At 58.3% G+C, this 19,137-nt stretch carries 16 protein-coding genes and 2 pseudogenes; 12 read left to right on the forward strand and 6 right to left on the reverse strand.

Annotated features, from left to right (window positions below; translation table 11 throughout):
- Positions 1–377: 377 nt before the first annotated feature.
- The 3 genes from pdxR to JQ597_RS38230 form a co-directional block, all read right to left on the reverse strand.
- Positions 378–1,844 (reverse strand): MocR-like pyridoxine biosynthesis transcription factor PdxR, encoded by a 1,467-nt coding sequence (pdxR, locus tag JQ597_RS05610; protein WP_212263257.1) that lies wholly within the window; start codon positions 1,842–1,844, stop codon positions 378–380.
- A 172-nt stretch (positions 1,845–2,016) separates the two neighbouring features.
- Positions 2,017–3,360: an FAD-dependent oxidoreductase gene (locus JQ597_RS05615; protein ID WP_249147521.1), complete on the reverse strand. Its 1,344-nt coding sequence runs from the start codon at positions 3,358–3,360 to the stop codon at positions 2,017–2,019.
- A 57-nt stretch (positions 3,361–3,417) separates the two neighbouring features.
- Positions 3,418–3,726 carry a ferredoxin family protein gene (locus JQ597_RS38230; protein ID WP_212263258.1) on the reverse strand — a complete coding sequence of 103 codons (309 nt, stop codon included), beginning with the start codon at positions 3,724–3,726 and terminating at the stop codon, positions 3,418–3,420.
- A gap of 356 nt (positions 3,727–4,082) precedes the next feature.
- Here JQ597_RS38230 and JQ597_RS05625 point away from each other — a divergent pair, with 356 nt between their 5' ends.
- From JQ597_RS05625 to JQ597_RS05680, 12 genes and pseudogenes are all read left to right on the forward strand, one after another.
- Complete coding sequence (locus JQ597_RS05625; RefSeq protein WP_502754265.1) at positions 4,083–6,284, forward strand: molybdopterin-containing oxidoreductase family protein; 2,202 nt, start codon at positions 4,083–4,085, stop codon at positions 6,282–6,284.
- Positions 6,285–6,824: 540 nt separating this feature from the next.
- The gene (locus JQ597_RS05630) at positions 6,825–7,280 is read left to right on the forward strand and encodes an SRPBCC family protein (protein ID WP_212263260.1); all 456 of its coding nucleotides are present in this window, start codon (positions 6,825–6,827) and stop codon (positions 7,278–7,280) included.
- Between the two features lie 196 nt (positions 7,281–7,476).
- A complete protein-coding gene (moaD, locus tag JQ597_RS05635) occupies positions 7,477–7,725 on the forward strand; it encodes a molybdopterin converting factor subunit 1 (protein ID WP_212263501.1) in 249 nt (82 codons plus the stop codon).
- Entirely contained in the window at positions 7,725–8,207 is a 483-nt protein-coding gene (locus JQ597_RS05640; protein ID WP_212263261.1) for a molybdenum cofactor biosynthesis protein MoaE, read from the forward strand. The genes moaD and JQ597_RS05640 overlap by 1 nt, the downstream gene beginning before the upstream one ends.
- 819 nt (positions 8,208–9,026) lie before the next feature.
- Positions 9,027–9,512: a (2Fe-2S)-binding protein gene (locus JQ597_RS05645; RefSeq protein ID WP_212263262.1), complete on the forward strand. Its 486-nt coding sequence runs from the start codon at positions 9,027–9,029 to the stop codon at positions 9,510–9,512.
- Between the two features lie 88 nt (positions 9,513–9,600).
- Positions 9,601–11,940: a xanthine dehydrogenase family protein molybdopterin-binding subunit gene (locus JQ597_RS05650; protein ID WP_212263263.1), complete on the forward strand. Its 2,340-nt coding sequence runs from the start codon at positions 9,601–9,603 to the stop codon at positions 11,938–11,940.
- A 14-nt stretch (positions 11,941–11,954) separates the two neighbouring features.
- On the forward strand, positions 11,955–12,749 hold the full coding sequence (locus JQ597_RS05655) for an FAD binding domain-containing protein (RefSeq protein ID WP_212263264.1): 795 nt from the start codon (positions 11,955–11,957) through the stop codon (positions 12,747–12,749).
- A 785-nt stretch (positions 12,750–13,534) separates the two neighbouring features.
- Positions 13,535–13,771 (forward strand): hypothetical protein, encoded by a 237-nt coding sequence (locus JQ597_RS38450; RefSeq protein WP_212263265.1) that lies wholly within the window; start codon positions 13,535–13,537, stop codon positions 13,769–13,771.
- Positions 13,772–14,469: 698 nt separating this feature from the next.
- Positions 14,470–14,940 (forward strand): DUF1097 domain-containing protein, encoded by a 471-nt coding sequence (locus JQ597_RS05665; RefSeq protein ID WP_212263266.1) that lies wholly within the window; start codon positions 14,470–14,472, stop codon positions 14,938–14,940.
- A pseudogene (locus JQ597_RS05670) lies at positions 14,922–15,618 on the forward strand (molybdopterin cofactor-binding domain-containing protein); the annotation flags it as partial. The gene JQ597_RS05665 and the pseudogene JQ597_RS05670, both read left to right, overlap by 19 nt.
- Positions 15,619–16,047: 429 nt before the next feature.
- On the forward strand, positions 16,048–17,043 hold the full coding sequence (locus tag JQ597_RS05675) for a SphA family protein (RefSeq protein ID WP_212263267.1): 996 nt from the start codon (positions 16,048–16,050) through the stop codon (positions 17,041–17,043).
- Positions 17,044–17,247: 204 nt separating this feature from the next.
- Positions 17,248–17,460, forward strand: a complete 213-nt coding sequence (locus JQ597_RS05680) for a TOBE domain-containing protein (RefSeq protein WP_212263268.1) — start codon at positions 17,248–17,250, stop codon at positions 17,458–17,460.
- Between the two features lie 59 nt (positions 17,461–17,519).
- Here the strand turns inward: JQ597_RS05680 and JQ597_RS38455 are convergent, their stop codons facing one another.
- The 3 genes and pseudogenes from JQ597_RS38455 to JQ597_RS05695 form a co-directional block, all read right to left on the reverse strand.
- Positions 17,520–17,852, reverse strand: a complete 333-nt coding sequence (locus JQ597_RS38455) for a hypothetical protein (protein ID WP_502754267.1) — start codon at positions 17,850–17,852, stop codon at positions 17,520–17,522.
- 363 nt (positions 17,853–18,215) lie between these two features.
- Positions 18,216–18,734: a cyclic pyranopterin monophosphate synthase MoaC gene (gene moaC / locus JQ597_RS05690; protein ID WP_212263269.1), complete on the reverse strand. Its 519-nt coding sequence runs from the start codon at positions 18,732–18,734 to the stop codon at positions 18,216–18,218.
- 3 nt (positions 18,735–18,737) lie between these two features.
- Positions 18,738–19,112 (reverse strand): annotated as a pseudogene (locus JQ597_RS05695) (beta/alpha barrel domain-containing protein); the annotation flags it as partial.
- Positions 19,113–19,137 lie beyond the last annotated feature (25 nt).

Raw genomic sequence — 19,137 nt, forward strand, 5'->3', positions numbered from 1 at the left:
CGAAACTATTGGTTGGTTTCGCATCCCGACACCCATCATACGCGCAGAGTGTCGGAGGTGCATGCGCACATCGTGGCGACCGTGCGCTCCGCCCGTCGTGAATTCACGAGTTGACTGCTATTCTCGTCCCACGCATTCCGTGACCGCGCACCGTTCCGATTTCGCTACACGTCGATGTCGGCCAGGGTGCCGGTCACCGATCAGAATAGAGCGGCGGCGGCGCCGCTGCTCCTCCGGCCCCGCGTAGGGATCGATAACGCCGCCAGCACACCTCATGGCTACCCGAATGCCTTCGTCCTCGATCCGGCGGCCGGCTGGAATTGAATACCGGTTACCGCGAGTCTCCGGTGCCAGCCTTAGGCTACGGGATTGAATCGTCAAAGCACCTTGGCGAGCCTTGAGATTCCCTCCTCGATAGCTGGTTCCGTCAGCGCTGCGAATCCCAACAAGAGATATCGATCGCAATTCTCCAGATAGTCCGCATCCCCGATATTCTGGTCGCGCAATGTATAGACGGCGACTTGTTGTTTCAGCATCAGCGTCTGCAATTTGACTGCGCTGGGAAAATCTGGCGGCAGCTCCCAAACCAGATGCGTGCCACAATGCACCGGGTTTATCAGTGCGGATCCGACATGCTTCTGAAGTGCCGCGACCAGACAGTCGCGCCGTGCCATATAGGTTCTGCGAATTTTTCTAAGGTGCTTTTCAAAAGCGCCGGTTTCGATGAAATCATTCAGCACGGCCTGTTCGAGCCACGGAACGCCGGTGCACGGAAAGCCGTGATCGAGCAGTGAAGCCGCCTGGACGGCGGGATCCACCAAGTGGGGTGGCAGGACCATGTATCCCACCCTCAGGCCCGGACCGATGGAAGCTGCAAAGGAGCCGACGTAGACCACCCGTCCGTTGGTATCGAGGCTTTTCAGGGGGGGCGGCGGTGAACCCTGATAGCGAATCTCAGTGTCGAAATCGACCTCGACGACGTGAGAATCTGTCCGATTTGCCCAGTTCAGCAAAGCCCCGCGCCGGGAAGCTGACAGCATAACGCCCATCGGATACTGACGGGCCGGAGTGACGAAGGCGACGCAGGTGCTCGATTGCGGCAAGTGCTTTACGACGATGCCACTTTGATCGACAGGAACCGGCGCGATATTTGCGCCATAGGCCCGGAAAAGATCCGCAGTTGCACTGCAGCCAGGTGCTTCCATTGCCACCGTCGTACCTGCGCGGACAAAGAGGTGAGCCGCGACGTTCAGCGCCTGCTGAACACCGGTGACGATTACGATTTGATCTGGACTGCATGAAATGCCGCGAGAAGCGCCCAGATGCCCGGCGAGGGTTTCCCTCAGTTCCCGAAGTCCCTTCGGTGTGCCGGAATACGTCAAGTTGAATTTTGAGGATTGCATCCGCCAATTAGTCAGCCGACGCCAAACGCTGCGCGGAAAGCAAGCGGGATCGGTGCCCTCAAGCGCAAAGTCGCAAGCGATTTCATTGGGGAATTTGGATGGCTTCGCTTCCTCGGCGACCGGAACGAACAAATGGATCGGTTTGGTGTGGGTGGCGTTCCTGGCGCAAGTGTCCGCAACCGATAACGAGTTATCGGGAAGCGCATTTGACACGTATGTGCCAGCTCCCTCCCGGGACTCCAGATACCCTTCGGCCGTCAATGTTTCATAAGCGAGTATGATCGTATTGCGTGACACCCCGAGCTGCTCGCTCAAGGAGCGGCTGCCGGGAAGGCGTGCACCGGGCCGCAGGCGGCCAGACACAATCAATCCGTGGATTTGCTTGAAAACCTGTGCTTGCAGTGACGCAGCCGAAAGGTCAATTTCAAGAGCTAACTGCATATGCAGCTCCTATCATTCGACAGTCGATACTTCGCGAAATTCGCCAAGCCGCGACTGCGTTGTTACTCCCGACCTAATAGCGATCAGAGAGCGTTTCGTCAGCAATTCGAAACGCAACTGCCGCACCCCGAAATCTCCGGCAATTCCCAGGATGTGCCCAAAAAATATACAGCTAGGTGCTGCTGGCCGCAAGCATTTCAGAAATCCTGGTGAATTTCTCTCGCGGCTTGCCAAGGGGCAGGCCACGGGCCTTCTCCGCCTGATCAATCGTTTCCCAATCATGGAACGATACTGAACGTACCGACCGTTGCGCTAACAGGGAAACCGACGCTTCGCGACCAGGCCTGGGTTGAGAGTTAAAGTTCGGGAGGTCTGCGAGAAGGGTCGCAACGGTTGCCATGCTATCAGCTCGGTTCGTCCCGATGATTCCAGTCGGCCCACGTTTGATCCAACCAGTGACATAGACTGGAAATCCGTTCGACGATGTCATCGTCGCGCGGCCGTCCTTGTTGGGCACCGTGCCGAGCTTCTCATCAAATGGAACTCCTTCCAACGGAAGTCCGCTGTAGCCGACACTGCGAATCATCAGCCCGGTCTTGATAGACACCGTCTTCCCGGTGCCGACCGCTTCTTGACGACCGGCGGCGCCAGCGAGCCGGGTTCGCTCAAGAACCAGCTCCTCGAGCCTATGTTCTCCACGTGCTTCCCGTGGGCTCAGGAAGAAGTGGACGCGGCAGCATTTCGGCTTTTCCTGCCGGCGGGAGGCGAAGGTTCGGAATATCTCAAAATTGCGTGCGCGCGCCGGCTCGCGGACGTCGCTCAGTTCGGACTTGCACGTCTCGCTCAACAGCAAATTATCAGGATCCACAAAAGGATCGCATTCAGACAGTTGACCGAGCTCGCGCAGCTCTTTCGTGGTAAAGCGTGCCTGAACCGGACCTCTGCGCCCAATAAGATGAATCTCGCGGATGCGGCTATCGGCCAGGGCGTCCAGTGCATGCGATGCGATATCGGTCTTTCGCAATTCATCCGTTGACTTCGCCAGGATCCGGCAGACGTCGATTGCGACGTTGCCCTGGCCAATGATGACGGCGGATTCACCTGATAAGTCGAACTCGAGATCCCGGTAGTCGGGATGACCGTTGTACCATCCCACAAAGGAAGTAGCGGCGTGGCTCCCCTGAATATCCTCGCCAGGAATGCCAAGCTTCCGGTCCGTTGCCGCCCCTGTGGCAAAGATTACCGCGTGATAACAATCTGCCAACTCTTTGAGGGTGAAATCCTTGCCGAATGACGCGTTACCGATGAACGAAAAGCGTGGATGCCGAGCGATCGCCGCGTACGTATCCGCGACATCCTTTAATCGCGGGTGGTCAGGTGCGACACCATAGCGCACCAGCCCGTAAGGGACGGGGAGGCGTTCGAGAATGTCGACCTCGGTCGTATGTTCCGATTGCAGCAGGGCCTCAGCCGCGTAGAAACCGCTGGGCCCGCTTCCAACGATCGCAACACGCAAGGGGTTATCGGCTGTTCCAATTGTGTTCACAGGTAAGCCACTACGGTTTGATGTGTTTTAGGAAAAACCCAAGGCGGCTCGTCGTTCCTCTGCACCCGGCAGCGGCGTTTGCTTACTCCGGATCACGGGTGTGCTGCTCGATTTTTCGGCGTTAATGTCAATCCACATTCGCTGGTCTTCCGAAAGATCCGCAATTTCGCTGATGGCCTGAACAGGGCAGGCTGGGATGCATGCAGCGCAATCGACGCATGCTACCGGATCAATGTACATACGCTGATCGTCGCCATGGAAACACGCCACCGGACAAACGAGAACGCAATCCGTGAATCTACAGTCGCTACAGTTCCCAGTAACCACATGGGGCATCGTCGTTCCTCACTCCAAGATCATGGTGGTAATCGATTAGCCGCCCGTTGCGGCCATGATTCGAGAAATTTTCTCAGGGTTTTCTAATGATGATGCTGCCATGTTTTGTCGACACGCAAAGCGCACGACCAATGCTCCATTGATAATTCGACCCGAAGGCCGGGTCGGTGAAGTACCGGTGCAAATGAAAGGCCTGAGTCCGGCCGGACTCCAAAGCCAAGGTGGCACCAAGAGATTCGCGGCAACCGGTACTCAATTCAAGCGAGTCGTTGGATTTAACTGCGAAAGGGCGCTCTTGGCGACCGCAAGTCCCAAGCGCAGATTTCCCCTGACCGAACGGTAGAAGGAATATGTCGATGTCTGCCAGCACTTCAACGACGAAGGCAAATACGAGGGAGTTTTTTGGCGGTTGCCCCCACGATTGTCCCGACACCTGCGCAATGCTTTATACTGTGGAAGGCGACAAGTTAGTCAACGTTCGTGGGAACCCCAAGCATCCGATCACGCGTGGCGGGTTATGCGTGAAACTCAACGATTACTCGGATCGCCATTACAACGCAGATCGCGTGTTGTACCCGCTGAAGCGTAACGGGCCAAAGGGTAGCCGGGCCTTTCTGCGGATCAGCTGGGAGCAGGCGCTGGCGGAAATCAAGCAGCGCTGGACGAAAATTATTGCAGGCGATGGCGCTGAAGCCATCATGCCAGTCAGCTATCTCGGCAATGAGGGTCTCGTACAGGGCCTGACGGTCGGCGATGCGTTCTTCAACAAACTCGGCGCTACGGTTTGCGAGAAGACCTATTGCGCCTCGGGCTCTTCCACCGCATGGCTTCTCACCGTTGGCCCCACCAATGCGCTGGATCCGGAGAGTTTCGCACACTCGAAATATATCATCATCTGGGGTTGCAACTCGCTCAGCACCAACCTGCATCACTGGCCCTTCGTCATGGAGGCGCGCCAAAAGGGTGCAAAAGTCGTTGTGATCGACCCGTACAGGTCGCGCACCGCCAAGCAGGCTGACTGGCACATCGCACCCAAGCCGGGAACCGACGGCGCTCTTGCGATGGCCATGATCCAGACTCTGATCGCCGAAGACCTCGTCGATCGCGACTATGTCGACAAGTACGTATTAGGGTTTCCGGAGCTCAAGGAGCATGCCGCCGCCTGCACACCGGAATGGGCCGAGAAGATCACTGGAATCCCGTCCGGCGACATACGAAAACTGGCGCGTGAATACGGTCGGTCGCGAAACGCCTCAATTCGTATCGGCGTAGCGCTTGAGCGTACTGCGGGCGGAACTCAAGCCATCCGCGCCGTCATTGCGCTTCCCGCCCTGACAGGTGCCTGGAAAGACGTGGCTGGCGGCATTTATCAAGCGCCCCTGTGGGAGTTCCCCGTGAACTTCGGAGCGATCTGCCGACCGGACTGGATAAAGCCGGGCACGCGCGTCGTGAATCTTCTCAAGTTGGGAGAGGCGCTGCTGGGCGAGACGAAGCTTGATCCGCCGATCAAATCAATAATGGTCTACAATACAAACCCAGTGACCCAGGCGATGGATGTCGACAAGATCGTCAAGGGACTTCAGCGGGAAGATCTATTCACCGTCGTCGCAGATCACTTCATCAGCGATACCGCGGCATACGCCGATATCATCTTGCCGGCGACGATGGCCGCCGAACACGATGACATGATGTTCTCCTGGGGGCATTTCTACCTTACGCTCAATCAAAAGGCGATTGAGCCGCCCGGTGAAGCTTGCTCGAACGCGGAGATTTTCCGCAGGCTTGCGAAAACGATGGGCTTTACCGATCCTGAGTTCATCAAATCGGACAAGGAGTTGGCGGAAAGCACGATAGACTGGACCGCGCCGCAGGTGCAGGGCATCGATATGGACCTCCTTCGGGCGCAAGGCTATGCGAAACTGAACTTGGGAGCGGCGGATACGCGGACGCCTCACGCAGAGGGGAACTTCAAGACCCCGTCCGGCAAGTGTGAAATCCTGCTCACCGACGCGAAAAATTTCGTGGCACCGCCATTTCGTCAATTGTACAACGAGATGCAGAGTGGTGAGCCTATCGAGCCGCTTCCCGGTTACACCAGGCCATTCGAGAGTGCGGCTGACGAGCCCGAGCTTGCCAAGCTCTATCCTCTGAGCATCATAGCTCCGAAAAGCCACGCGTTCTTGAACACGAACTATGCCAACGAGCCCAAGAAGCGGAGACTGCAGGGAGATCAGTTTGTTCTCCTTAGTCCGCAAGATGCAGCTGAACGTATGATCGAACACGGTGACAAGGTGAAAGTGTACAACCGGACGGGAGGATTCCAGGGCGTCGCCCAGGTGACCGACGACGTTCAGGCCGGGCTGGTTGTTACTACCGTCGGATATTGGCGGACTCACAACGAGGAGGGCACCGTCAATAGCGTGTCCGCGGCTAGGTTTGGAGGGATGGGAAACTGTCCCACATTCTCGGACAATCTCGTTCAAGTGGAGCGGATTGTAGGCAGGAACGCAGCGCGGGGCATGCATGAGCCAAAACCGGTCGCGTTAGTGACGGCCTAGGTATTCGACGTTAACTTAACTGGTTGCGGGCCTGCAGATGAGAGTGCAGGCCCGTAGGCGTGAATGATCACCGTGGTCTCGAGCGTCCGCCAGAGCCCCCGTCTACTTGAAATTGTTAGATCCAAGCAAGGGGCGGCTGATGCTTGGCGGCCGCCGCGCTCCTCTGAAGCACTGGCAATATATATTTCAGGCGGATCAGTGCGAGCGAAAGCCGCGTTGCGTCTCTCGGGTCTTTGGACTGATGGGCGGCGAAACCTTCTACCAACGGTCGCTTACCAGCGTGGCCGTGAATGATGGACTTAAATTCATCATCGTGTTTCCCGATCAGACGTTGTTACGCCAACGCCGCCTGGCTAGGGCCCGCTGCTCACGAACGTCTGCCGTCGGTTGCGCCGCAATTTTTGGAATAAGCAAGACCCAAAGGTATGGCACCATTAGATACAAGCTAACCGGTACTCTGCACTTCACGTTGGTAAACTATAGTGCAGCGAAAGAGTTGAACTGCTGATAGTTTTCCGACCAGCATGGAATAGAAGCGCAATGGATCTCACGGGAAGCTATACGATTCCGGCGAAGCAAAGTGCCGTGTGGGCCGCACTCAATGACTCAAGCATTCTTAGAGAGTGCATCCCGGGTTGTGAAACTCTCTCGATGCTTTCCGAGACTGAGTTTGCAGCGGCCATTCTCGCCAAGATAGGTCCGTTGAAAGCGCGCTTCACCGGAAGAGTTGAATTGAGCGAGATCAATCCCAATAACGGCTATCGGATTCAGGGCGAAGGATCAGGGGGTGTTGCGGGCTTTGCCAAAGGCGGCGCACGTGTTCATCTCCGAGAAGCGGGGGATAGCACCGTGCTAACGTACGAAATAGAGGCTCAGATTGGTGGAAAGCTCGCGCAGCTTGGGTCTCGCTTGATCGTAGGTGTGGTGAAGAACATGGCCGAAAAATTCTTTACTACGCTGGTATCCAAGGTAAGCCAGAGTCCATGCTGCAGGTAATCAAAGTATCTCGGCACGGGCCGCTAAGGGCGGGCTCAGCCCAGCGGCTATCGGCTGGACGATCAACGATCGCGAACCAAGCAGAGATTTCCATGCCTCGCCGCTGTTGCGCGCTGATCTCAATGCCGTGCCAATCGATCGAGGCCTCCATGCGATGGCCGAATCCGTGTTTGTAGCAATCTGCTTGCGAGGGTCGATGAAGGTTATTTATTTTGCATGGGTGCGTGAGCGCGTGGGTAAGACGGAAGAGACCATCGACCCGCCGCCGTCGGTGCGGACGATTAACGACCTGATACAATGGCTGGTTGGTCGTGGTGAGGAATATGCCTACGCTTTCGAGAAGGCGGTCGTTCGAGCCGCGATCGATCATACCCATGTCAAGCTCGACGCGAACATCGAGGGCGCCGGCGAGATTGCATTCTTTCCGCCCATGACCGGCGGCTGATGCGTGCCGTGCATACGACTATTCCCATTACCATTCGCCTGCAGCAAGACGATTTCGACGTCTCGCGGGAAATCCGTTCACTCACGCGCGGACGGACTGATATTGGCGCTCTTGTTAGTTTTAACGGCATCTGCCGTGGCGGCGGGGAAGGCGGCATCATTACCGGGCTGACGCTAGAACACTACCCCGGCATGGCGTATACGGAGATCAGGCGCCATGTTGATGAGGCGATCACACGCTGGCCGCTCACCGGCGTCACCGTCATCCATCGTTACGGCCGCTTGGCGCCGGGAGACAATATTGTGCTGGTGCTGACGGCCTCGGCCCACCGGCAGGCAGCCTTTCTGAGCGCCGAGTTCCTGATGGATTATTTGAAGGTCAACGCGCCGTTCTGGAAATCAGAACAGTACGCGCGAGGGGCGTCGTGGGTCGATTCCCACGGCCACGACGATGATGCCATCGCCCGCTGGAACGCTTCCTGATTCCTAAACGCGCAAAAGAGTGCTGCGGGGGCAGTAAGGCTCGCGCTCGGCGCCTAGCTCGCCAAATGCGATGATTGCTGATCTTTGTTGCGGCCGGCGTTTAGAATCGGCGTGTTTCGTTCGGCTGGTTGTGCGCCGCAAGCCAATAGGCACTTTACAATAGTTGCAGGATCAGTAATCGCACCGTTTTTCGTGCCGAACGGAAGTGGCGTCGTGACGCTCTGGCTGGTCGAGGATCCGGAGAATGCGCGCCATTCCACCACCCGTCGCAATGTGGTTTTGGATCATAGACTGAAGGTTGTGGACCGCAACGCGCTAGAGATATCGCACTTGAGCATCGCGGCATAACCCGGACAAATCATGATTGAGTTTGCGCCGGAATGATCGGGCGAGACAGCCAAAGTACACTTTATATGAGCCTGGCGGTACGCTGATCGAGGGCGTCTGCCTTTATCCCGCGCCGAATAACTGAGCACGCTGTTCCTTGCGCACTGCCTCGCGGTAATGGGGCTGTCAGTACGGAAGCCTCGTTGCCGTTCGCATCGTAGGATTCATCCGATGCGCTGGTACCATCCGTTTTATTTTGACCGGTGCTATGACGAGCTTTTGTCGCTTGGTTAAGTAGGAACAGTGACAACGTCCGCCGAAAGAATAAGCTTCTAATGAAGCTCGAAGTCGCAACTGGAGCGTGAACTCGTTGCGATGGGTCTGGCTTGATCGTTTGATACCTGGTTGCGTACCGGCCATTGAGAAGGGCGATCTTAGTGGGCACTGCCGTTGATTTGGACAAAGTTCCTGAAAAATGCCGGGAGGTCGGGTATGTCGAGAGTCGAACTAAAAGTGAATGGTAACGCTGTCTCTGCAGATATTGACGACAGAACCCTCCTCGTCCATCTGCTCCGCGAAAATCTGAACCTGACCGGCACCCATGTCGGCTGCGATACCAGCCAGTGCGGCGCCTGCGTCGTCCATATCGACGGCCGGGCGGTCAAATCCTGCACCGTGCTGGCCGGCCAGGCGGCCGGCTCCAACGTGACCACGATCGAGGGTATCGCCAAGGGCGACGAACTGCACCCGATGCAGGCGGCGTTCCGCGACAATCACGGCCTGCAGTGCGGCTATTGCACCCCGGGCATGATCATGTCGGCGATCGATATCGTGCACCGCTATGGCGGCAAGCTCGACGAGGAAACCGTCCGGCACGAGCTGGAAGGCAACATCTGCCGCTGCACCGGCTACCACAACATCGTCAAATCGGTGCTCGACGCCGCCGGCCGCATGAAGGTCGCGCAGGCGGCCGAATAGCTGCCCCAGGCCACCGCTACCCTAATCCAAGACCGCCTCGTTTCGATGGAAACGGCGGAAACAATAACTCCGGTTGGGAGGACAGGACATGGGCGTTGAAGGCATTGGCGCAAGCGTTGTGCGCAAGGAAGACCGCCGTTTCATTACCGGCAAGGGCCGTTACGTCGACGACGTCAAACTGGTGGGCCTGACCCACGCCCATTTCATCCGCAGCCCGCACGCGCATGCCAAGGTAAAAGGTATCGATTCATCCGCCGCGATGAAGATGCCCGGCGTGGTCGGCGTCCTGACCGGCCAGCAGATCGTCGACGACAAGGTCGGCAATTTGATTTGCGGCTGGGCCATCACCTCCAAGGACGGCACCCCGATGAAGATGGGCGCGTGGCCGGCGATGGCGCCGGAAGTCGTGCGCTTTGTCGGCCAGGCGGTCGCGGTGGTGATCGCCGAAACCAAGAACCAGGCCAAGGACGCCGCCGAAGCGGTCGTCATCAATTACGAGGAATTGCCAGCGGTGGCCGACATTGCCGCCGCCATCAAGCCGGGCGCGCCGCAGCTTCACCCTGAGGCGCCGGGCAATATGATTTACGACTGGACCATCGGCGACGAGGCCGCTGTCAACAACGCCTTCGGCAAGGCCGCCAATGTGGTGAAACTCGACCTCACCAACAATCGCTTGGTGCCGAATCCGATGGAGCCGCGCGCAGCGATTGCGGAATATGCTGAAGCCGAAGAGCACTTCACGCTTTACACGACATCACAGAATCCGCACGTCGCCCGCCTGGTGCTGTCGGCGTTCTACAACATCGCACCCGAGCACAAGCTGCGGGTGATCGCGCCCGACGTCGGCGGCGGTTTCGGATCGAAGATCTACATCTATCCGGAAGAAATGGTGGCGCTGTGGGCCTCCAAGAAGGTGGGGCGGCCGATCAAGTGGACCTGCGACCGCACCGAGGCCTTCCTGACCGACGCGCATGGCCGCGACCACGTCTCGAAGGCGGAGATGGCGTTCGACAAGGACAACAAGATCCTCGGATTGCGGGTCAAGACCTACGCCAATCTGGGCGCCTACATGTCGCTGTTCTCGGCGGCGGTGCCGACCTATCTGTATGCGACACTGCTGTCGGGCCAGTACCAAATCCCAAACATCTTCGCCGAGGTGATCACGGTCTACACCAACACCACGCCAGTCGATGCCTATCGCGGTGCGGGCCGGCCGGAAGCCAGCTATTTGCTCGAACGCCTGATGGAGACCGCGGCGCGGCAGTTGAAGGTCGATCCCGCCGAACTGCGGGCCAAGAATTTCATCACGCAGTTTCCTTACCAAACGCCGGTCATCATGGCCTATGACATCGGCGATTTCGGCGCTTCGCTCGATGCCGCAATGAAGGCGATCGACTATGCCGGCTTCGCGGCCCGCAAGGCCAAAGCCAAATCCGAAGGCAAGCTGCGCGGCCTCGGCGTCTCCTGCTACATCGAGGCCTGCGGCATCGCACCGTCCAAGGCGGTCGGCAGCCTGGGGGCCGGCGTCGGCCTGTGGGAGTCGGCCGAAATCCGCGTCAATCCGGTTGGTACAATTGAAGTCCTGACGGGATCGCACAGCCACGGCCAGGGCCATGAGACCACGTTCGCACAGTTGATTTCGGAACGCCTGGGCGTGCCGATCAGCCAGGTGCAGATCGTCCACGGCGACACCGACAAGGTGCAGTTCGGCATGGGCACCTACGGCTCGCGCTCGCTCGCGGTCGGCGGCACCGCCATCATCAAGGCGATGGAAAAGGTCGAGGCCAAGGCAAAGAAGATCGCCGCGCATCAGCTCGAAGCGTCGGAGAACGACATCGTCATCGAGAATGGCGAGTTCAAGGTCACCGGTACCGACAAGTCGATTGCGCTACCGATGGTCGCGCTCGCCGCCTACACCGCGCACAACCTGCCTGACGGCATGGAGCCCGGCCTGAAGGAAACCGCGTTCTACGATCCTACCAACTTCACCTTCCCGGCCGGTACCTATATCTGCGAGATCGAAGTCGATCCCGCGACCGGCAAGACCTCCTTCATCGACTTCGTCGCGGCGGACGATTTCGGCCGGCTGATCAATCCGATGATCGTCGAAGGCCAGGTCCATGGCGGTCTCGCCCAGGGCATCGGCCAGGCGCTGCTCGAAGGCGCCGTCTACGACTCGAGCGGCCAGCTCATTACCGCGTCGTTCATGGATTACACCATGCCGCGCGCCGACGATCTGCCGTCGTTCAAATTGTCGCATACGCCGACGCTCTGTCCGGGCAATCCGCTCGGCGTAAAGGGTTGCGGCGAGGCCGGCGCGATCGGCGCGTCCGCCGCCGTGATCAATGCGATCACGGATGCGATCGGCAACAACAAACTCGAAATGCCCGCGACGCCGAGCCGCGTCTGGCATGCGATTCACGGTTGAGAGGGAGCACAATCATGTACGAGACCATTTACCATCGTCCCTCCTCGGTCGACGAAGCCGTTGCACTTTTCGGCAAAGGCTCGGAGTCGAAATATCTCGCTGGCGGCCACACGCTCATCCCCGTTATGAAGCAGCGGCTGGCCTCGCCGTCTGACGTGATTGATCTCGCAAAGGTCAAGGATATGATCGGCATCGAACCAACCGGCGACGGGATCAGGATCAAGGCCGCGACGACTCATTACGACGTGGCCAACAGTGGCGCCGTGCAAAAGGCGATCCCAGCACTGGCTCACTTGGCCTCGTTGATAGGCGATCCGGCCGTGCGGCATCGTGGCACGATAGGGGGCTCGCTCGCCAACAACGATCCCGCCGCCGACTATCCGGCGGCAGTGTTGGCGCTCGGTGCTACGATCAAGACCAACAAGCGTTCGATCTCGGCGGATGATTTCTTCAAGGGCTTGTTCGCGACCGCCCTCGACGACGGCGAAATTATCACGGCGGTATCGTTTCCCGTCCAGGCCAAGGCGGGATACTCTAAATTCCCCCACCCCGCGTCGCGCTTCGCCCTGACCGGCGTATTCGTAGCCAAGAATCCGGCAGGTGACGTCCGCGTCGCGGCCACCGGCGCATCGCAAAACGGCGTTATACGGATTCCGGCGATCGAGGCGGCGCTGAAAGCGAATTGGTCTGCGACTGCACTCGACGGCGTCAAGATTTCTGCCGATGGCTTGATGAGCGATCTTCATGGCTCCTCGGATTATCGCGCCCACTTGATCAAAGTGATGGCTCAGCGGGCGCTGACAGTTTGAACGGTGTCTTGTCTGGTCATGCCGAACCAGTATTTCGCACCAATCCGTACGTTTGCTGTTGAGATGACCTCTAGATATCATCAGAATTGCGGCCTCTCCCCAAACTTGCCGGGGTCTTCTAGAGATTCCGGCGCACCTTTCAGGCTGGGTCGTAGGCAATGATGCTGGGCCGAACCGTACCCAACGCACGTCGCTATCTTCGGCGGCGCGATGAATTTCTTACGAAGCCCAGTCCAGTTGCGAAACCCCGTCTCTATCACGAAGTCACAAGTCGTGAGCGCCATGAACAATTCTCGAGTATTTCAGGTGCCGCGATCGGGCCGGGATGCTGAGATCGGTCGATTTGAACTGAGGCTTCAGACGCGGGTCGATTGCTAGGCACTGCAAAAAAGGTCGCAGCACAGATGCTGATAATCACGCGACAGATTAAGGCGGCAAGATCCCTGATCGGGTGGGAGCAGCATCGACTAGCCTCCAACGCCGGCGTAGCAATCTCGACCATTAGGCGTCTTGAGGGACTTGACGGTCCCATCGGAGCGCATTTCGAGACAGTCGAAAAAATTCGACGGGCATTCGAAAGCGCTGGTGTTGAATTTTTGGGCGAGCCGGCACCTGGGGTGCGTCTCAAACCGTTCTAAAGCACAATATGGCGGAAAGACCCGGGTCTCTGTCAAGATCAAGAAGGTACGCGGACAGGCGGTCGTCCACGGTGGAGCAGGGACCGCCACGCGCACGGTGGGTCTGCTCAGGTGCATGCTGACTCACGCCGTCGAGAGCGGCATTATTTGAGTAACCCGGCCCATGGCATTCGCAAACCAAAGGACAACGTGCGTAAGCGCCGCATCTCTGCGGTCGAGTATCATAGCCTAGGACGCACGCTGCGCGAGGCTGCCGAGGAAGACAAATACGAGATGACTATCATCATCACTCGCCAGATTGCGCCCACGGGATGCCGGCGTAGCGAGATAATCAGTCAGAAGTGGACCGAAGCCGACATCGAGGCAAGCTGCCTGCGCGGATAGCAAGGAGGAGGAGGAGTCCATCCGCGTCGCTTGCCCGTCGTTTAGTCATCTCGAGCGGCGCCGCGTGGAACCGTCGGTACATGAATTTACTCGTCACCCACCCTTTTGAATGGCCCACCAAGGCTACGATTGTCACTTCCAGCTATAGTCGTTGGCGATGCTTGCGAAGCTAAGACGTGACATGGGGCGTTACGTCTGAAAGTCCAGGATTCTTGACTTCATCCACACGCTCGACACTGCGCTCATCTTGGCTGCCGACATGGTCGCCGGGGTACATCCAAGGTCAAGCAACACCTGATCGAGACTCGCGACGGGTCGCGCTGGCAATTTTTCTTCGCCAAGCTACCGGTCAATCCGCCACAGCTGCAGGTAGCGGACGACACAGGCACAAGTCCGGTCATTTGACGGCCGACTTCGCAATGCATTAGGTGCCATTCGACGCTTCCACTCATGGGCGGGGAGACCGCCAATCGCTCAACGCGCGCCGTCTGCCGTCTTCGGTAGGAGGCGCCGTGCGGTGCGCATTTCCACTATCTGGTACCATTCATTTCATTTCGAGCGGTGCTATGGCTTCTCTCAGGGCTAGGCTAGAGACGGCATTAGAATCACAGCGGCCTCCGCGCGTATCACCGAGAGATCATTGCGGGGTAGCGCTCCTAAAAGATTTAGACGCAGTTTAACTCGTTGGGGGATTGGATATGAAAGCCATCTATGCGCTTGCGATCAGTTCTGGGTTGTTGGTGGGAGCGTGGATCTATCTCGGCGGTATTACGGAGCTGCATATCACCCCATGGATAGGATTGGTCTCGACTGCTGCATTGTTTTTTTGCGGAGGAGGGCTCGACGGCGCTAAGAAGGTTCTCGGAACCGGCGTTGCGGGAATTTTGCTCGCTGCTCTAACGGTTCTTGCTATCACCAAAGTTGGTGGCGGCCTTCCAGTTACCGCTATTGCAATCGGGATTCTTGCTTTTGTGCTCGTAGCCATGAGCGCATTACCTGGCTTGTCGGCGACTCCCGCAAGTTTTTTGGGTGGATGCGTTTTTTTTGCTGCGGGCGCAAAGTTAGACGAGACCATTTTATACTTGATCTGGTCGTGGGTTTTGGGATTAGCGCTGGGTTACCTCGTGGGAGCGTTGGGTAAGCGGTTCGAGGCTGCGCCCGAAGTTTGAGTTCGTCGCCTTTGCCAAGACCCGCCCCAACCTATCTCTACGCGACGCTGCTGCCCGGGCAGTATCCCGGCGATCTACGCCGAGATGATGGGCGTCTACACCAACACCACGCCGGTCGATGCCTGTCGCGGCGCAGGCCGGCCTGAGGCGAGCTATCTGATCGAACGGATGATGGAAACCGCGGCGCATCAGCTGAATGTCGATCCCGCGAGTTGCGCCGCAAGAACTTCATTACGGCGTTTCCGTATCAGACGCCGGTCATCATGACCTCTGACATACGCGATTTCGGTGCGGCGCTCGACGCTGCGATGAAGGCGATAGACTATGCCGGTTTCCCCGCGCGTCAGGCCAAGGCGAAGTTCAAAAGCAAGCTGCGCGGCATCGGCGTCACCTGCTACGTCGAGGCCTGCGGCATCGCACCGTCAAAGCCGGTAGGCAGTCTGGACGCCGGCGTGGGCTTCTGGGAATCTGCGGAGGTCCGCATCCGGTCGGCACCATCGAAACCCTGACGGGATCGCACAGCCATCGCCAGGGACACGAGATGACATTTGCAAGCGTATCGGCGTGCCGATCAGACAGGTACAGGTCGTCCATTGCGATATCGACAAGGTGCAGTTCGGCATGGACAGCTACGGTTCGCGCTCGCTCGCGGTCGGCGGCAGCGCCATCATCAAGGCGTAGCAATCTCGACCGTTAGGCGTCTGGAGGCGCTTTGAGAGACCCATCGGGGCGCATTTCGAGACGGTCGAAAAGAAACGACGGGCGTTGAACGCGCTGGTGTTGAATTCATGGGGAGCGGCGCCTGGGGTGCGCCTCAAACCGCAGTCGTGATCAGAGCAATTGGTGGGGAGGTCTGTTGACTAGATTCTCGACATAGCAAAGTATTCAACTCAAGCAGTACTAAGTATAAGTTCGTGTATCTAAAATACAATTACTTGTAGTGATGTCGCGATATTGTAACAATGAAGGATATTAAAGTAATTCGAAGAGTTTATACATTGATCCCAACCTCAATTCGTATGCCACTGCCACCGCCATCGTTAGCTCAACGGGGACGAAGCGTCGGGTGGATTCTCCGCCGACGTGATCAACAGGATTGGGGTCACCATGAAGATGAGAAAGCAGGCCATCGCGGCTGGGGCGCTGGCATTGTCGGCGTTCGCGACCGCGGCAGACGCATTCGAATTCGGAGCGCCAGGGTGGCTGCAGAAGCCCGGTGTCGTGCTCGGCGCTGCCGCAGCGGCGCCACCGCCGGGATTGTACGGCTTCAATCAGGTTTTTACCTACCAATCTCACCTCGTCGGTCCCGGCGCGCCGATCAACGCAAACGGGGCTGCAACCGGCGTGAAGGCGGACTTGGCCGCGCAAGGATTCCTCTATGTGCCCGGTTGGAATTTCCTTGGCGCTACGTACGGTTTCGTTGCCGTGGTGCCGTTCATCTCTGCCAGTGTTGGCCCTCCAATCAACGTCAATCCGGCCGGAATGCACAACGCGTTCTTCGCAAACGAACTCAGCTGGAAGCTTGGCGACAGCGGCTTCTTCGTCAAAGCGGGCCTCGGCATATACGCGCCGACCGGCACCCAACAAGGTCCCAACGGGCTTGGGAACGTCGGCAATCCTTGGTGGACATTCCAACCTAACCTTGTCGTCTCTTACCTAAAGGACGGCTGGAATCTGACCGTCAACGTTTTCGATGAGATCAATACGACAAACACCGTCACGAATTATCGTAGCGGCGACGTTTTGCATGCCGAATTTACGGCCACGAAAACGATGGGTAACTGGACGATCGGCCCGGTTGCCTACTACGTAGGTCAGGTGACGAACGATCGATCGAGCGGGTTTTACGGAGGAGCTATCAACGTGAACCGCTACGACATCTGGGCCGCCGGCGGCATGTTTGCTTACAACTTCGGCCCTGCCCAGGTTAGTGTTTGGGGCACCCAGGAACTGTCCTCAACGGCTAGGGGCGGAACGGCTGGACTTCCCGGTCTTGATACAGCTGCCATCACGAAGGGCTTTTCGGTGTTCGCCCAACTCAATTATCGCATTTGGGCGCCGGATCCACCGGCCAGTCAGACGGTTCCCCGCTATCGCAAGTAGAGGCCTTAGCTCCGACTTGCGGTGGCGTCGGAGATCCGACGCCACCGCAAGAGCGGTGAACTCCAAGGTGGCACTCTCGAAGGATCGGCAATCACGCTGGGTAGAGTAGCCACAACGGGGCGGGCTTGCCGAGCACCTATCGCGCACCCTTTGATATTGGGGCTACATGCATCCGCCCCAAGCTAAACACGAATGGACAGCGTCATGAAAATCAGCGCGCGCAATCAACTCAAGGGGACCATCGTCGATGTCGTGAAGGGTGCGACTACATCCCATGTTCGAATCGATATCGGTGGTGGCGCAATCGTCACGGCGTCCATTACGAATGAGGCGGTTGATGAGCTTAAGATTACTAAAGGCAAGCCGGCGATAGCCGTCATCAAGGCCTCGGATGTTATGGTCGCCGTCGACGTTTAAACTCACCAATAGACCGCCGTTGCGCCGAGACCGAAGAAGTTGATGACGTTCCTAAGGCGTTAGACCGCTACCCCGAAGTCGAAACTCACGAAGCCGATCAGCAAGCCGAAGGCGACCTGGGTCGAGCCGAGGTTCCTCGCCGAAGTGGAGTATCGCGATATCACCAGCGACGGGCTGCTGCGGGCAAGCTCGTTCAGGGGATTGACGAAGGCATGAACCCGGCTTGTCCGATCTGCAAGGGTCGGCTGGGTGTGCGAGAACCATCCCGACAGACCGTGGGATGCCGATCTTGGCTGCGGATGCGGAGCGGGCGCACCCTGCGAGTGCAACGAAACCGGGGCATCGACGAGCCCGACGTCAGCCAGGTGATCGTCGAAGAGCCCTCGGCCCAACGCGAGACCGCTTCGATGCCATCGACCGGGAGGCCGGGATAATCGCGGAAGATCTCCTGGGGCGAACAGCCCGCCCCGAGCTCAGAATAGTCTCTGCCAAGATGCGCGTGCCGAGCTAGAGGCGCTCAGCCCTTGTTCTCCATTGGCTGGTTCGTAACCCAGTAGTGCGGCTCAATGCCGGGTCCAATCCAGCTAGAGTCAACAGCGTAGCTCATGCGGACTCCCGGAAAGTCGTGGAAACGGAAGTGACCTCCTGCGCTTGCGCGTGCTGCAGCCTACAACGCATGGGACCTTCATCTGGGGCGCGCTTCTAGCAATGCAATCGCTGTGGTCACGCGATGATCGACAAGCGGGCAGGTTCGTCTAATCCTCGGCGCGGTAATGCCCGGACTTGCCACCCTTTTTCTCGACAAGATGAATCCCTTCGATGCGGACGCCGCGTTCGACCGCCTTGATCATGTCGTAGATCGTCAGGCACGCTACCGACACCGCCGTCAGCGCTTCCATCTCGACGCCGGTCGGTCCGGTGACTTTGACCGCGGCGCGGACGATGCAGCCGGGCAGCCTCTTGTCGAGCGTGATGTCGATCGTGACCTTCGACAGCGCCAGCGGGTGACACAGCGGGATCAAATCCGACGTGCGCTTGGTTGCCATGATACCGGCAATGCGGGCAGTGCCGAGCACGTCGCCTTTTTTGCCGTTGCCGGAGACGATCAATTCGAGCGTCGCCTTGCTCATGACCACGCGGCCTTCGGCAACGGCGCTGCGTTCGGTTGCGGGCTTGGCCGACACGTCGACCATCCGCGCTTCACCTGAGGAATCGATATGAGTGAGGGCGGTGCCGTCCTTGGAAGCGTTGCTTTTAAAAGTCTTGCGCGCCATCGCCTAGCGGGTCCCGGTCGCGCGGGGCGTGTCGGTACGGGCCTGCAACGCCCGCGTGGCAGCGATGACGTCTTCCTGGCGCATCAGGCTTTCGCCGACCAGGAAAGTCGCCATGCCAACGCGCTCGTGGTCCGTCCGTGTAAAGATGCCGCTCTTGTCGACCATCAGGCGATCTTTGGGGATCAGCTGTGCCAGCGTCTCGCTGGTGGCCAGCGTGGTCTCGAAGGTGTGAAGGTTGCAGTTATTGGCGCCGATCATCCGCGAGCGAAGTCTTAGCGCGCGATCGCGTTCGGCGCGGTCATGGATTTCGACCAGCACGTCCATGCCATGCGTGATGGCAGCATCTTCCAAATCTCTGGCCGTGGCGTCGTCGCTTGCATGGATGTGCATGGGCTTCCAGTTG

This window comes from Bradyrhizobium sp. AUGA SZCCT0177, assembly GCF_018130125.1.
Classification (GTDB): domain Bacteria; phylum Pseudomonadota; class Alphaproteobacteria; order Rhizobiales; family Xanthobacteraceae; genus Bradyrhizobium.